Below are 15,499 nucleotides of genomic sequence, written 5' to 3' on the forward strand. Positions count from 1 at the left end.
AATCAGTTTGTTAAATATCAATATTACAGATCAGGTTCCATTCACTAGCTTTGCTGAGGCGAGCCGCAGTACTTTACGCTATTTGAGTCATAAATATGGCTTCGGCGCTTGGATGATGACACGTAAAAATGATGACGAATGGGTGATTTTACAGATAGAAGGAGAGGGATATCAAATTGACGAAATGTCAGTTTTGAGTTGGAGTGACTCAATATGCAGCCGCATGGTTAAAGGGCAAGGGCCACGGTGGGTTGCAGATGTCAATCATGTCGAGGTTTACAAAAATGCTCCTATATATAGTCAACAGCCGATTCGAGCATATGTCGGTATACCGGTATGTTATCCCAATGGCGATCTGTTTGGCACTCTTTGCGCTATTGATCCTACCCCAACGACCCGTATTCCTGTTGATGGCCAAGACACCGTCGAGCTGATATCAAAGCTCCTATCTAGTTTGCTACAACTAGAATTGCAGAACATTACGTTAACTCGAAGACAGATTGACTTTTTACCTGAACAGTTGAAAGACAGTCAAACCGGCTTTTTAAATCGCTTGGGCTGGTCAGTATATCTAGAAAAAGAACAAAGCAACATCCAAGCGACGGGAGCCCAGATACACATAATCGCGCTAGATGTTGCACGCATCGAGCCTCCGCATAGAAAACAGAACCATATGTATGCTCTGGTTGCTTCAATTATAAAAATGGCGATGTCGGAGGACTGTTATGTCGCGAGGTTGAGCGATGAAATATTCACGCTATTGGTGGCAGATCTATCAACTAGTCAAGTAGAAATGTGTATTTCGAAAATAGCAGGCGGCTTTGACGAAGCGGGTATAAAAGCCGCAATCGGATACAAAAAGCATGGCTATCAAGGGAAGCTAGACACGACAGTAATGGGAGCAATTAAGGACGCTAAGTGTCTTTAGCTGTTATGGTTAGGAGTTGGAATGACTATATCAAAAACGAGTGTCTATATTTTTTATAATACCAAAGAGATATTAGACATGGTTGAGCCCGTGGTTTCGATTTTGTTCGATAGCGTGTATTCAATCGACATTGAAAGAGAACAGGCGCGGTTTATAGAGACTCTAAAAGAAGACCATGTCAGTATTATTTCGATTTACGCCTTTGACTCGCCGAGTGAAGCAGAAAAACTAGCTAGGTTGCTCCATGGACATCAGGCATTGCAGCATAGAAGTCGTGTTCCCAAGCAAGATATCCTGATGTGCAATAAAACTTTTCGTCACCAAGCTTACGACTTGTGTGTAGAGGATGTTTTTTATAGCTACGAAACATTCAAACCCATCTATGACACTAACAAAGTTGTATTAACTCTTCGTCGATTGGCACAACATTTAATGACTCAAGTTCATCTTCAAGAGGCGGAAAAAGATAACTCAGAAATGGAAGCAAGCATTTCGAATAGTCTTGAATCCATTCATTGTCTACAAAGTGAGGTAGCTGATTCTTCGCAAAGTCATACTCAGGAGTTTGACCAAGTGACCGAGCAACTCAATAGTTTACTCGCGCATATCCCTAAAGGAGAATGGGAAAAAGCATTTACCAACATTTTACGTTCGATGCCTGATTCTGTACAAAAAGACGCACTGAGTCGCTTCTCGTTGCAAGACTTTAGAGACGATATTGAACGATACAAAAATAATAGCGTTGCTATGCTAAATCGAGTGTCGGAATCACTTGAATCAGCCAAACCAAAATTGGTCACCAAAGGCCCTCTAATTGTTGTAGCGGATGATCAACCAGTCATGTTGAAAATTATTACTTCCATCTTAGAACCAAGAGGTTACAAAGTAGAGGTTGCCAGCAATGGGGTAGAGGCCATTATGAAAGCTAAAGTGATGCGACCGTCACTCTTGCTACTCGATATCGACATGCCTATTATGGACGGTCTTGCAACGCTTGAAGCGGTAAAAAAAGTAGAGAGCCTGAATGGCATCCCAGCCATTATGCTAACCAGTCATTCAGACAAAGATATTATTCAATCCAGTATTAGCCTTGGTGCAGTTGACTACGTCGTCAAACCGACTAAGGCGGAGATACTACTAGCGAAAATTGCCAAGGTGATTAAAAGCTAGTTCACGTAGTATGGGCTGGGCGCAGAGGACTTTTGACAGGACTACACATGAACTTGTATGAGTGTTTACGAACAGGCCAGTAACATTCATTATCGCTTCATGGCGAAGATTTGCGATAAACCTACTAAGTCATGCAAGTACATTACCCCCTAAATCACTCAATATTCAACAACGTTTTACATTAGAAAGTAGTGACACCCAAACCAATAGTGAGCGAACTGGTTGGTGGCTTCAGCTGACAAGCATGTATCTTGTCAGCATCATACCGTTTGTAGCACTTGATTTAAGAGATTATTTTAAGCCGTTTCCTAGCACAGAGATCGATTCGGCGTTTGAGGCTCGGTCAAAGTGAACGTTGATCTTGGTGCCTGACTTTTCAAAAACCATATCATCAAAGTCTGTCATTGCGATTTTGTATCCGTTACGGGCAAAGAGACTCGTGACTCTGGTTCTCTGCTGTATTTTTAGAGCAGACGAAAACAGTTTTTCCATACCAATAAACCCTCCGTTAATTGTGTGAATACATTTAGCTTAGTAGCAAGTCAAGACAATCGCCACGAATATGTTTGCATTTTTTAAGCATGTCTATTGACATATAAATCAGTGGTAAACATAGCCAGAATGAGACTAGATAGAGGGCATGGCGATATGTTTCGTCCATTGTCGACAACTGCAGGTTACTCACATTTCGGGACTCTGAAATCGTTGCGCTGATGTCGAAAACGTTCAATACCCAAGTTTCACTATCGATTATCTTAAACCTCGACAACTTACTAAGGAGATAACCGATGACGAAACGAGCCAATTATTTTGGATTAGCCCCAAGCGCCGTTCAAATTTTGATGGAGCAAGAGAGCTATTTGCATCAACAATTTGCGGCGTCAGAAGTGGTAAACGTCGCGCTGTGGGAACTGGTCAAACTTCGAGTATCACAGATCAACCAATGCGCTTTCTGTATCGATATGCACAGTAAAGACGCCCTAAACAAAGGGGAAAAGTTTGAGCGTTTGTTAGGTCTGAGTGCTTGGCGTGATATGCCGTTATACACTCATATCGAAACAGTGGCTCTAGAATGGGCTGAGCATTTAACCTATGGCAACCCTGTCGATGACCAGTGCTATCAACGTGTCGTGGAAGCCTTTGGTGAGAAAACACTGGTGGACTTGACCATTGCAATCAACGCGATCAATAGTTGGAATCGTATTGCAAAAACATTCAAACCTGAGGTAGGCAGCTATAAGCCACAATAGACCACCTGATTCGACGTTTCACTTTCAGTTGTCCCGACCAGCGGGACGACTGAATACTTACGTCCAAGGGATATGGTCGGCGTCTGTTGCAAAGTCGCAGCGCGAGCCGATCGTTAAATCGCTGTATTCGGATGCAGCGAGTGGTATTGTCTTTCACCTTCATGGAGAGGTGAAGATATCGGGTAACCCCATTCCTCACGGTGTAGTACTTTTACCTGTGGAACGAGTTTCTCAACGTATCAGCTTATCAGCAGAGGCGCAGTTGGCGGGCATACGTTTTCATCCCGCGATCAGTTACGGCGTGTTAGGGCGTCTGTATGATGAGCCCACGTTATTGTCGCCTAGCAACGACTCTCTCTATCATTTCTATGACTTGTATTGCGAACTCAAGCAGCCATCAGACAACAACAAACGGGTTGAGACGATAAATCGTTGGGTTGATGAGCATGTTGATTTCTCGAACATCATCCCAGTTTCGCTGCAGCGAGCGCTGGACTGTATTAATCAAGACATGGCTCCGGGAGAGTTAGATGGACAAGTTTCACTGAGTCAAAGACAAATAGAACGTCAGTTTAAACAATGGATAGAAATGACGCCAAAGCAATATCAACGCATTCTTAGGGTCAGAAATGCGCTCGACTATCTGCGCAACAATCGTCAGGCGGAACTGGTAGACGTCGCGCAGCGGTTTGGATTTAGCGATCAAGCCCATATGACCAGAGAGTTTAGAGCCATTGCTGCGATAACGCCCGGGAAACTGATGCGCTGAGCTTTAGAGTGTGCAAGTCGTCATCGAACAAACGCTGGGTCAAATACGGTTGAGCGATTGCGGCCTGACTGTTTTGAATAGTAAAGTGATTTGTCGGCGTGCTCTAGCCAAGTCATATGACATGTTTGATGGTCTGAGATTTCACATACGCCAAGACTGATGGTGTATCTCACCTCATGAGGATCGCTATTTACCACCGACTGTTCAATACGTTTGCGCAGACGCTCGGTAAAATAGAGCGCTTGATCGGCGCAGGTGCCCGGTAAAATAACGGTGAACTCTTCGCCGCCGTAGCGGCCGCAAATATCAGAGCTACGAGAGGCTTTCTTCAGAGCCGCCGCGGCGTGACGAATAACCTCATCACCCACCGTATGTCCGTATGTATCATTGACACGTTTGAAATGGTCGATATCAAAGATAACCAGAGAAGAAGTATAGCCTTGCAGGCGACTCTGCTCATATTCTTGCCGCAAACAACTTTCCCAATGGCTACGGTTGAACAGTTTTGTTAGGCCGTCTGTACGGCTTAAATCCGATAGCTTCTGGTTTGAGTCGAGTAAGTGAATTTTGTTTTTCGCGATGTCGCTGACGTCATTAATGATGATACTGACATGTGAAACCTCACCATTGACGGACGTGAGCGGTGAAAAATTAATGTTCTGGCGCATCTCGCTCAAGCTGTTGGAAATCGGGCTAAAATTTTTGAATTTGAACAGATAAGGCCTGTCTTCCCAACAGGAAAAGCCGCGACTATTTAGGCTAAACGCCGTATCGACTTTGCGCCTTAACCAAGTTTGAGGTAAGTCATTGACCACGGCAAACAAGTTCTTGCCGATAATTTGGTCGGCTGGAATGCCGCTGTACGATTGCATAAACGCATTCCAAACACAGACGTTATACTCTCTATCTAAAACGATGAGCCCAGCGTCTAAGTCGCCGAGAATTTGCATCGCCCAATGTAGATCGCCAATATCCATATTGTTCATAACACGCTCTCCAATATTCCTTTGATAGCCCCGAGTGAATCGTTGTCCATGAGAAAGACGATATCGCAAGCCACATCTATGTTTTCAGCCCGATAAACGAACTCAATGGTGAAGATATCTTGCTCGTAATCTGCGAGAAAGCGATTCGAGTTGAGGGAAGCGGTCAGCGCTTCGGTCTCGAGTACGATGGGCTGGCGTAATGAAATATTGATGTCGAGTTGTTTGCTAAATGAGCCTAAGAAGGAAGACACCAGTAGGTTCGCGAGATCTAAAATTACCTCGTTGGTCGAGCATTGATAATGGTCGCCGTCGTCGTTGTTGTGCAGTTTATCGAACCCCGAACCATGCAAACACACTAGCGCTTCGCCGTTGATCCCATGGCCAACAAAACGTTGTGATACCGCGCGAGATTCCGAACTGTTGACAATATCTTGCAACGTCATTTTAAGTTCGGATTGATGTAAAGAGGCGACATTCGGTAGTGGCATTTCGATAAAACGCCCTACCTGTTGTGAGATCAACGCAGCGCTAGAGCCTAGCGCAATATTACTCATTTCCCGAATCGCTGCGACTAAATCGACTCGGTTCGATTGCTTGTGAGATAGAGAGACTTCATTGTTGCGCAGAGGAATGTGGTATTTATGAAATAAGCCCACTAAGTCAGAGGTGGCAAATGGTTTTTCGATGAAATCTGCCGCGCCCATATCGGAGCAACGTGACTTTGCCGCGGCTTGAATATCGCCTGAAACAACAATGACGTCAGTAGGGTAGTGGTTGACGGGCAGCGCGGCAAGGACCTCAAACCCATCCATGACAGGCATGGTCAAATCGAGAAACAAAACATCGATGTCGCAATCGGCCATAATATCGAGTGCTTGTTGGCCATCTTCTGCTTGGTGAATAACAAGATTCGCTGACGGTTCGATTCTGCCAATGATGGATTTGCGAGCGATAATCGAATCATCGCAAACTAATATGTTCATGGTGTGTGCCGTTCGCCTTGCAACGTTTTTGTTTACATAATCGACGATTTGAGGTGTAGGTTGTGACCTTGATTCAAATCTACAGGTTTGTTAGTAAACACGTTTCAGACATCGAACTCACGCGGTTTTTTGTTTGAGGGTCGAAAAATTGGAGTTTCAACACATATTTAGTCATTTGCGTTGCGTTTTAATGCTATTGACACTTTTCAGATAAGCGATGGCTATTTTTGGCCAAAGTGTATGCCAGCAACGTGCTTCAAGCTTTTGAAGAATTCGCTGAAGTGGTCATCATTCAGGCGGCCTTTGCTCAATGGCCTTCGGTACTTATTACTCGTCTTGCTTTAGTGACCGAAGCATGTGGACTAAGTAAGCCTGAGTTATATCGAGAATGGTTTATGCAGAGCTCAATTTGAACGCCAAAAACCGAGCCTTCTTGGGGGTGACTTGAGACTTTATGGCGTTGTTGTTGGTTGCAATAGTCGATGGGTGAGTTTATTTCACGCCACTCATAATCTCGTCGTATCGCCCTGAAGAGACAAGTTTTGCAAAACCGATATTAAACTGGTCGACATAATACTGTTGATGTGGGCAATTGTTAGAGATTAAAACGCTCCATTTCTGCACGTCAATGGGCTTGCTCGCATGTGTAATTTGAGCCGCTTGGTCAGCAGACAGCTCTGTATTGATCAGTGAATATCCGACATTTTCTGTGGCGACAACTAAGTCGATGCGTTTCGCCAGCAGCTTTTTGAAGTTATTGCCTTCATCGGGAATTCGCCTGACTTGAATTAAGCCACTATTTTCAGCATCTTGAAAGTCTTGTGAATATTCATAACCAATCGTCCCGCCGATTTCGTACTGACTTAGGTCAGCTACACTATTCCAGCTAAAGGGGGTTTCCTTTAAGTGGAAAAGGACTCGTCGTTCTTCAAGTACTGGAGACGTATACATAAAGGCCGCCTGGCGTTTGGCGTTTTCGGACCAGATCACTGTGCCATCGTATTCCCCTTCTTCGGCTAGGATGTATGAGCGTTGCCATGGGTACCACCCCCAAACCACTTCTATTCCTTGTAATTTAAAAGCTTCGACAATGACTTGCGACGATGGTCCTCCATTTGGCAAAGATTTAGATAAGTAAGGAGGCCACTCACCGTTGGTTAATTTAATGGTTGTGGGATTGCCCCAAACTTGTATTGAGAGAAAACAAAGGGCTATAACGATAAATCGATGCATCCCATTCTCCTTGCACGGTTGGCTGTGACCTGTTTGTAACTTTAATTGTAGTTTGTCTACGAGTATTTTTGCCCATCACTATTGGGGTTTGTTAACCCTTACTTAACCCTTAACAAATTAGTATAGCGCTAATTTATTGGAAGTAAGTGGGAATGATGTACCGATATACAGCGATAGCAACGTTGATAATATGCCTTAGTGGCTGTCTATCGAACAACGACGTCGACTTTGTTGCGAAGGCCGAACAATACCAAACCGAGTCTATATCCCAGTTGGTCGAGCAGTATCAGCTATCCACCACCGGCCAAGAGGTTCAAAAAAACAGTTACTTAACGGATTTGGTCAGCCATCCTCAGCTCGAACGATATTTATCTTTAGCATTAGCCAACAACCCAGATTTGCGGCAAACCCTCGTGGCATTGCAAATCGCTTACGCTCAGTCTGACGTTAGCTTTTCTGAGCAATTGCCCCACGTTGATACTGAGTTTTTAGCACAATACCAACAAAACAGTGATGACACGTACAAATCAAACCTCAACGTTAGTTGGGAGTTAGATCTGTGGCGACGGTTGGGAGATAAAGCCGCAGCTTCGGACAAACAGCTAATGGCAACGGCAGCCAATTTTGAGAGTGCGACCAATCTTTTAGCGGCCAATGTTATGCGTGGGTGGCTCGAAATCAGTGTTAACCAGCAGCTATTTGATATTGAGCGGAGACGTCTCGCTATTCTGGAAAATAATGAACTGCTCGTACTGCAGCGGTATCAGCAAGGGTTAGGCACGTTAGAAGAGCTTGATAACGCAAAATCGACCACCTTGTCGATTCGAGCTCGAGTCGCTCAGTACCGCCAACAGATGAACCAAAGCCGGAGAGCACTTATTTTGCTTACTGGCGAGTGGAGCCCAAATGAGTTCATGCAGCTTGATGTCAGCCACTTCCCACAAGTGCTGAATCCTTTGGAAACTATCGGTGTACAGAATTTATCCGGTCGACCTGATTTGAAGGAAGCGTTCCTGAGCATTGAAGAAAAAAGTTTGACTGCAGAGGCCGCGTATAAAGCGATGTTGCCCTCTTTTGTTCTTTCTACCACGTTACAAGACATGGCTACCACACCAAGTGAAGCGTTATTTACCAACCCAGTTTGGAGCTTACTTGGCTCGATGACGGCGCCGCTTTTCCAAGGTGGCAAATTAAAAGCACAAGAAGAGATCGCTAGGTTAAACACTGAGCGTAGTTATTGGGCTTATCAACAGGTGTTACTTAACGCTGTCTATGAAGTAGAGACCGCTATCGAACAAGAGAGCGCATTAGCAGAGCAACAGGCGTATCTGCATGGTGCTTTGATTAGCGCGACACGCAGTATCGATAGTTATCAACAAAAATACCGTCAAGGGCTGGTGGACATTCTTGATTTATTGACAGTTCAGCGACAAGCCTACGATATCGAATCGGATCTGGCCAAGACAACCTATCAACGTTTACTGAATCGGATTGATTTGGCTTTAGCGCTTGGCTTAGGTGTAGAAAGAAAGAGTATTAAGAGAGTCAAATCATGACTAATATCTTCAACAAAAAAATCCTCATCGTTGCCGTTACCTTTGTGTCCGCTGGCTTAATTTTGGCGGCTTTGGGATATAACTCGACTCAGATTGCTCTAGCTAGCGCTATAAATGACCATAAAGCGGATGAGCCTGACCACTTGAGTGAGCCAGCAAATTATCCTCAAGTTGAAGTCAAGCATGTTGCCGCTGACCGATATCAGGCACAAGTGACGGGGTATGGCGAAACGCGCTCACGCTTTCAACTTAACTATTCATCGCAGGTAAGCGGACGAGTGGAATCAATTTCGACTGAGTTTGAGGAGGGCAAGACGCTTAAAAAAGGCGAGCTGCTTTTGAGACTTAACTCTATCGCTTATGAGCAAGCGGTCGCATCTGCAAAATACGATTTAGAGCAAGCGCAGCAAGAATTATTAGAAGAGCTTCGTCAAAGTGCCCAAGCTCGTTCAGAGTGGGAGCGCTCTGGATTGGAGGGGCAGCCTGATTCGCCATTAGTACTCAGAGAGCCACAGGTCGCGAGCGCGAAAGCTAAGTTGGAGAAAGCGCGAAAATCCTTAGCAAAAGCGAAAGACGACCTTGAAAAAACGGAAATTCGCGCACCGTTTGATTGCGTGGTTATTCGCCGAGAAGTACAGCCAGGTAGCTATATAAATTCAGGGGATCAAGTGGCGACGTTATACAGTACTGATCGTGTGGAAATTGAAATCCCGCTCTCTGAGCAACAGTGGCTAAATTTACCCCGTCTATCGAGTGCAAATAGTTGGCACGCTGAAGTAACGGATATGACGGGCAGTCACCAATGGCGCGCTTCAGTCGAGAGAGGCTATCAGTACGTGGAACAAAAGACACGCCAACGGTCGCTCGTACTTGTTATTGATGCTCCTTTGCAACAAGACTTTCCCCTGTTTCCCGGGACATTTGTTCGGGCGACGATACAAGGTGCCGAAGTGGACGATCTCTGGCAACTTCCTGCATCTGCGCTCTCTCAGCAAGGGGAAGTATGGCTGGTAGACGAACAGGGATTATTGAAAAAGGCGGCGGCGGATAAGGTTTTTGAATACCGAGAGCACATCTATATAAAGCCTCTAGAAAACCACGAGCAAGCTCAAGTGGTTAAGCGCCCATTAAATAGCTTTAAAGTGGGAATGAAAGTGACTCCTTATGGCGAAGTGAGTTCGCCATCAATAGCAACCAATAAGGTTAAACACACACTAAACAAGAGCGAGCGTGAAGGTGTCAGATTATAAACGCGACCACGGAGTCATTGCATGGTTTACCCGCAACTCAGTGGCAGCTAACTTATTGATGTTTTGTGTCATTATCATTGGCCTGTTTTCATTTAACGATTTGCGCAAGGAAGCTTTTCCAAGTCAGGTACCTGATAGCATTACGGTGTCTGTCAATTATGAAAGTGGCGACCCGATTCAAGCTGAAGAGGGGATCGCGATAAAAATTGAAGAAGCGTTGGAAACGGTTGCGGGCATTAAACGCATTACGTCTGTGTCCGACTCTCAAGGAAGTGTTATCACCATCGAGAAGCAAACGAGTTATGAGCTGGATGTGCTGTTAAATGATGTGAAAACGGAGATAGACGCCATCAATAATTGGCCACTCAATGCAGATAATCCTGTGATTGAGAAGCAACGCATTCAAGCGCACGCACTGTGGGTGCAACTTTACGGTGATACAGACCGAGCGACGTTACAAACTCTTGCCGAAGACTTAAAGTCGGATTTGTTGAGCCAATCTACCATCAGTGATCTAGAGCTGAAGGCAAAAGTTAATCCTATCATCGCGGTAGAGATAGACGAGACCAAGCTCCAAGCTTACGGCCTTACGTTGAGCAATGTTGCCGAGGCGATTAATGCCGAGTCATCAACCAGTATTTCGGCAAGTTTGCGCAACGAAGAGAAAGCGGTACGGCTCAAAGTCGCTCAGCAGGCATACCAACTTGAAGATTTTAAAACGATTCCAGTGTTGACAACCAACGACGGTGGTCTCATTAGACTAGGTGATATTGCTTCTATCAGTGATGATTTCGAGGAAGACACTTTCACTTTGTCTCGTTATAACCAACAAAATGCAATGGCCATTGAAATTTTGATGGGCCAGGATAGTGACGTCGTCGCTGTGGTCAATTCTGCCAAGCAGGTCGTTGCTCAATGGCAGCAAAGCAACCAACTTCCTCAAGGTGTTTATTTAGAAACCTGGTATGACAAAAGTACCCTAATTACTGAACGTTTGTCGCTGTTGGCAAAGAATGCGATCACAGGAATAGGATTAGTATTTATCGTCCTAGCACTTTTTCTGAACATTAGAGTCGCATTTTGGGTCGCAGCGAGTTTGCCATTCGTGTTCTGCGGTAGTCTCTATTTTATGACTGATAGTTATTTAGGGCTGACTATCAATGAAATGACTACGTTTGGCTTCATTATGGCGCTTGGCATAGTCGTTGATGACGCCGTAGTTGTCGGAGAAAGTATATACACCACTCGCCGAGAGCGAGGTGATTCAGTGAGAAGTACCATTATCGGCACGCAAAAAGTCGCTGCGCCTACCACCTTTGGGGTCCTTACGACCGTAGCGGCGTTTCTTTCGATAGCGATGATAGAGGGTAAACTTGGTCAGGTGTACGCACAGTTCGCTTCGGTGGTGACTGTGTGTCTGCTGCTTTCGTTAGTAGAGTCTAAGCTAATACTGCCTGCGCACTTAGCTCATATTGATACTCGTCGTCGTAACAATGCCAATGTTTGGGCTCAAATCCAATATAGGGCTGACCGAAGCCTCGAGTGGTTCAATCAACACGTTTACACTCGCCTCATCAAACAAGCGCTTCATTTTCGCTACGCGGTCGTACTTGCATTTATAGCGCTGTTTGTACTGGTCATGGGAATGCCGATGACCAATGCTGTCCGGTTTGCCTTTTTTCCAGCTATCGCTGGCGATACCGTCACAGCGGATATAAGAATGCACAATGATGCGAGTTTCGGTCAAACACACGCGAACCTGTTGATGCTAGAGCAAAGCGCACTCGAAGTTGACAAGGAACTTCGTAATCAGTTTGGCGGTGCCAAGTCGGCGATTTCAAGCTTACAAGTCCTAGCGAATGAAGACAAATCAGGAACCATTACTATTGAGCTTAGCCCTTCTGCCCACTTTAGTACCGAAGACTTTGCCGCTCACTGGTTAGCGACCTCTAAACAAATAGAGGGCGTAAAAAAACTAAAAATACTGTCCAAAATGGAAGTGGTTGACGCATTTAAGGTCGAACTCACATCGAACGACGAAGCGGCGTTGACACAAGTGGCCAATCAGCTTAAAGCAGAGCTTCAGAGTATTGAAGGTGTGAGTGGTATCGATGACAATCTTGACGTAGGAGAGCCACAATACCGATTTGAACTCAATGAACAGGGACGGGCACTCGGTTTTGATGCGGCCAGCTTGGCCCAGCAAGTCCTCCTGGCTTTCGGCGGGGATATCGTTCAGCGTTTCCAGCGCGGTGGTGACGAAGTGAAAGTTCGGGTCCGTTACCCAGATTATGCTCGTCAGACATTGGCAGACGTACAAGCGTTAAGAGTAAGAACTGCTGACGGTATCGTCGTCCCTTTAACCAGTGTCGCGCATGTGTACTCTGATTATCAGAAATCTGAAATTACTCGAATTAATCATCAACGTGCTGCTTACATTAGCGCCAGTGTCGACCATAAGATTATCGCTTCCAATGAGTTGGTATCTGGCCTGCAAAGGAATGTTGTGCCCTCTTTGCAAGCGGCTTACCCAAGTGTAGACATCCGTTTTACCGGTGAAGCTGAACAACAAAAGGAATCGACCGATTCTATGCAAACAACGTTTGTGTTAGCGATGTTTGCCATTTTTGCTCTGTTAGCGATACCGCTTAAGTCCTATGTTCAACCTCTGCTTATTATGGTTGCGATCCCTTTTGGTATGGTTGGTGCGATTTTAGGCCACTGGTTCAACGATCTCACTCTGAGCCTTTTGTCGCTCAACGGTATTTTAGCGCTGAGTGGTGTGGTGGTTAACGACAGTTTACTTTTGGTATCACGCTTTAATGAACTCGTGAAAGATAAGTCGCTGTCGAATCAACAGGCCATTGAACTCGCTTGTACAAGTCGCCTGCGCGCGGTGCTTCTAACCTCTATAACAACGTTCGCAGGATTGGCCCCTCTTCTCAGCGAAACCTCGATGCAGGCCCAGTTCCTGATACCTGCTGCTGCGGCATTGGGCTATGGCATTCTATTTGCGACGTTGATTACTTTAGTGTTGACCCCTTCGCTGCTGATGATTCAAAGCGATGTGGTGAGCTTGAAACTTAGGATGAAGCGACGTTTGTTTCCAGTAAAAAGTGCAGACGGTTGTATGGAATATAATGGTTAGATGGCATCAAGCGTTCGATTTGCAACTAGGCCGAAGAATACCAGTGGAGAAAAACTTTATGTCTGAAAATTTGCAACTACTGCTAGTCGAAGACGATATTGACCTCGCGCGTTCAATTATTGATTACCTTGAAATGGAAGGCATCCAATGTGACTTCGCGGCGAATGGTGTTTCAGGATTGAGGCAAGTTGAAAGCAGCTTTTTCGATGTCATTATTCTAGACATTAACCTTCCTAAAATGAGTGGTTTAGAGGTATGTGAGCGGATTCGCGCCCAAGGCATCGATGTGCCAGTTTTAATGCTAACGGCTCGTGATACCGTAGAAGATAAGCTCACCGGGTTTTCCAAGGGAACGGATGATTACCTCGTTAAGCCATTTGCGATGCAAGAGCTAATCGTTAGAGTACAGGCGCTTTCTAGACGCAGAAGTGGACAAATCACCAAGTTAACCGTTGCAGACCTTGAACTTAATATTGATAAAAAACTTGTTAAGCGTGGGGGCCAAACGATTAAAGTCTCACCGATCGGTTACAAATTGCTTGAATGCCTATTGAGGTCCAGTCCGAAACCGGTATCTCGTCAAAGGTTAATGCACTGCGTTTGGGGGGATGACCAGCCCGATACTAATAGTTTAAAAGTCCATCTATTTAACCTTCGAAAAGCCATTGATGGTAACGCTGAAACCAAGCTCATTCATACCGTTCCTAGGTATGGCTTTGCGCTAAAGCTTGGAGAGCCGAATGAAAATTAGACCGAGTATTCAATTATATTTCCTGCTGGCGATGTTGGGTTCAGGGATCGGAAGTGTCAGTGTCATGACTATTACCTCGCTTAACCATTTCTCCTCGGGAATGGATCTGGCAATGGCCGAGTTTTTGCGCGCGCAGGCGACGTCTATTCCTCTGGGTGAGCTTCAACAAGCAGTCGAAATTAATGAGCTGACAATTGCTTCACGCTGGCAAGACCTCCCTCAGTTGGTTCGAGATACTTTAGATGAGAGCCAACTGACACCTAATCAGTTGTTTAAAGAGAGCCGAGGACTTTCGCTGTTTTCGTCTCCTAGTGTCGATTTCTTCGTGATGAAAGTGAAAACGCAAGATAAAGTTCGCTTCATTACATTACTGGTCAAGCCTGATGGTCAGGGGAGTGTACAGCCAGAGAGCGAGCTTCCACCGTTTCTATTTCTAGTAGTGGCAGGAGTGTTAACGGTGGCATTTTTTGCTGTGGTAATGCTTCTTATACACAAAAAAATCACGACTCCGATTGAGGCCTTAGGGGAGTGGGCAAAAGGTTTAGACAACAAGCAGAGTAACGAAGCCATCCCCAACTTTCATTACCAGGAATTAAACGCTCTGGCAGAGATCATTCAGTCGAGCTTTCAAGCCGCTCAAGAGAGCCTGCTGCGCGAAGAGCGATTTTTGGCTTACGCAAGTCATGAACTACGAACACCAATATCGGTCGTGCGTATTAATTCTGAATTGTTGCGCAAAATGGTCGATAAGGGGGTGGATGTCGAGAAGCAACTTGATGTGTTATCGCGCTTAGAGCGAGCGAGCTGTGCGATGACGGATCTGACGGAAACTTTGCTATGGCTTAATCGCGATGAAGATAAACCCTTACCCTTAAAGCGAACTCTATTTGGTGAACTCATTCGCCAGGTTGAGTCAGATCTACAATATTTGCTTCAAGACAAATCGGTACAGGTGGAGATAAAAACCGATAATTGCGAAATAGCAATACCCGAGGGGCTCTGTCGTATTGTGATGACAAACTTGATTCGCAATGCTTTTCAACACACCGACAATGGTGAGGTGTTGATCGAGCAACACCAGTCCCACTTCATCATTTCTAATCACAGCCATGAGAGTCAAAGCGCTTCAGACGAACTGGGATTCGGCTTGGGTTTGGAGCTTACTGAACGGTTGATCGCCAAATGCGGCTGGCGCTACTCAATCTCAGGGCGAGCCAATACGTGGCGAGTGGAAGTATGGATTGAACGTTAGCGCACATCAGTTGGTTGTCGCCTACCTAAGGAACTGAATTGTAACGAGAGTAGAGCTTCTTCCACGTTATATTCAAGTTTCAAGCACAACAGCAATATCACATCGAGCTCGAGCATTGAATCAAGTTCGCGGCTCATTTCGCTCTAAAAATGAAGTTGAGCGGTTTCTCTTTCTCCATATTGAACATTTTCATTTACACAAATAAGGGATAGAAAATGAAATT

General features: G+C 45.3%; 14 protein-coding genes. 10 read left to right on the plus strand and 4 right to left on the minus strand.

Annotated features, from left to right (window positions below; all coding sequences use genetic code 11):
• Positions 1-7: 7 nt before the first annotated feature.
• Both FCU94_RS19150 and FCU94_RS19155 read left to right on the plus strand, forming a co-directional pair.
• Complete coding sequence (locus tag FCU94_RS19150; protein WP_176290051.1) at positions 8-928, plus strand: GAF domain-containing protein; 921 nt, start codon at positions 8-10, stop codon at positions 926-928.
• 21 nt (positions 929-949) lie between these two features.
• Positions 950-2,098: a response regulator gene (locus tag FCU94_RS19155; protein WP_176290052.1), complete on the plus strand. Its 1,149-nt coding sequence runs from the start codon at positions 950-952 to the stop codon at positions 2,096-2,098.
• Between the two features lie 291 nt (positions 2,099-2,389).
• On the opposite strand, the gene FCU94_RS19160 is transcribed toward FCU94_RS19155, so the two are convergent.
• Positions 2,390-2,590, minus strand: coding sequence for a hypothetical protein (locus FCU94_RS19160; RefSeq protein ID WP_176290053.1), 201 nt, complete (start codon positions 2,588-2,590; stop codon positions 2,390-2,392).
• Positions 2,591-2,886: 296 nt separating this feature from the next.
• On the opposite strand from FCU94_RS19160, the gene FCU94_RS19165 reads away from it, so the two are divergent.
• Both FCU94_RS19165 and FCU94_RS19170 read left to right on the plus strand, forming a co-directional pair.
• Positions 2,887-3,348 (plus strand): carboxymuconolactone decarboxylase family protein, encoded by a 462-nt coding sequence (locus FCU94_RS19165; RefSeq protein ID WP_176290054.1) that lies wholly within the window; start codon positions 2,887-2,889, stop codon positions 3,346-3,348.
• Positions 3,349-3,376: 28 nt separating this feature from the next.
• Entirely contained in the window at positions 3,377-4,117 is a 741-nt protein-coding gene (locus FCU94_RS19170) for a helix-turn-helix domain-containing protein (RefSeq protein WP_217906494.1), read from the plus strand.
• 20 nt (positions 4,118-4,137) lie between these two features.
• Here FCU94_RS19170 and FCU94_RS19175 read toward each other — a convergent pair whose 3' ends face one another.
• Complete coding sequence (locus FCU94_RS19175) at positions 4,138-5,103, minus strand: sensor domain-containing diguanylate cyclase (protein WP_176290055.1); 966 nt, start codon at positions 5,101-5,103, stop codon at positions 4,138-4,140.
• A complete protein-coding gene (locus tag FCU94_RS19180; protein WP_176290056.1) occupies positions 5,100-6,086 on the minus strand; it encodes a response regulator in 987 nt (328 codons plus the stop codon). The genes FCU94_RS19175 and FCU94_RS19180 overlap by 4 nt, the downstream gene beginning before the upstream one ends.
• Before the next feature lie 227 nt (positions 6,087-6,313).
• On the opposite strand from FCU94_RS19180, the gene FCU94_RS19185 reads away from it, so the two are divergent.
• Positions 6,314-6,499 carry a hypothetical protein gene (locus FCU94_RS19185; protein ID WP_176290057.1) on the plus strand — a complete coding sequence of 62 codons (186 nt, stop codon included), beginning with the start codon at positions 6,314-6,316 and terminating at the stop codon, positions 6,497-6,499.
• 79 nt (positions 6,500-6,578) lie between these two features.
• Here FCU94_RS19185 and FCU94_RS19190 read toward each other — a convergent pair whose 3' ends face one another.
• On the minus strand, positions 6,579-7,319 hold the full coding sequence (locus FCU94_RS19190) for a substrate-binding periplasmic protein (protein WP_176290058.1): 741 nt from the start codon (positions 7,317-7,319) through the stop codon (positions 6,579-6,581).
• 152 nt (positions 7,320-7,471) lie between these two features.
• Between FCU94_RS19190 and FCU94_RS19195 the strand changes: the two genes are divergently transcribed.
• Genes FCU94_RS19195 through FCU94_RS19215 form a run of 5 tightly spaced genes read left to right on the plus strand, consistent with a single transcriptional unit; the run spans position 7,472 to position 15,276 of the window.
• Positions 7,472-8,875, plus strand: coding sequence for a TolC family protein (locus FCU94_RS19195; protein ID WP_176290059.1), 1,404 nt, complete (start codon positions 7,472-7,474; stop codon positions 8,873-8,875).
• A complete protein-coding gene (locus tag FCU94_RS19200; RefSeq protein WP_176290060.1) occupies positions 8,872-10,125 on the plus strand; it encodes an efflux RND transporter periplasmic adaptor subunit in 1,254 nt (417 codons plus the stop codon). The genes FCU94_RS19195 and FCU94_RS19200 overlap by 4 nt, the downstream gene beginning before the upstream one ends.
• The gene (locus tag FCU94_RS19205; protein ID WP_441351752.1) at positions 10,106-13,273 is read left to right on the plus strand and encodes an efflux RND transporter permease subunit; all 3,168 of its coding nucleotides are present in this window, start codon (positions 10,106-10,108) and stop codon (positions 13,271-13,273) included. The genes FCU94_RS19200 and FCU94_RS19205 overlap by 20 nt, the downstream gene beginning before the upstream one ends.
• Before the next feature lie 58 nt (positions 13,274-13,331).
• On the plus strand, positions 13,332-14,024 hold the full coding sequence (locus tag FCU94_RS19210) for a response regulator transcription factor (RefSeq protein WP_255199302.1): 693 nt from the start codon (positions 13,332-13,334) through the stop codon (positions 14,022-14,024).
• A complete protein-coding gene (locus FCU94_RS19215) occupies positions 14,014-15,276 on the plus strand; it encodes a sensor histidine kinase (RefSeq protein WP_176290062.1) in 1,263 nt (420 codons plus the stop codon). Before FCU94_RS19210 ends, FCU94_RS19215 begins: the two co-directional genes overlap by 11 nt.
• Positions 15,277-15,499 lie beyond the last annotated feature (223 nt).

Origin of the sequence: Vibrio sp. JPW-9-11-11 (assembly GCF_013369335.1) — a bacterium.
Lineage (GTDB): Bacteria > Pseudomonadota > Gammaproteobacteria > Enterobacterales > Vibrionaceae > Vibrio.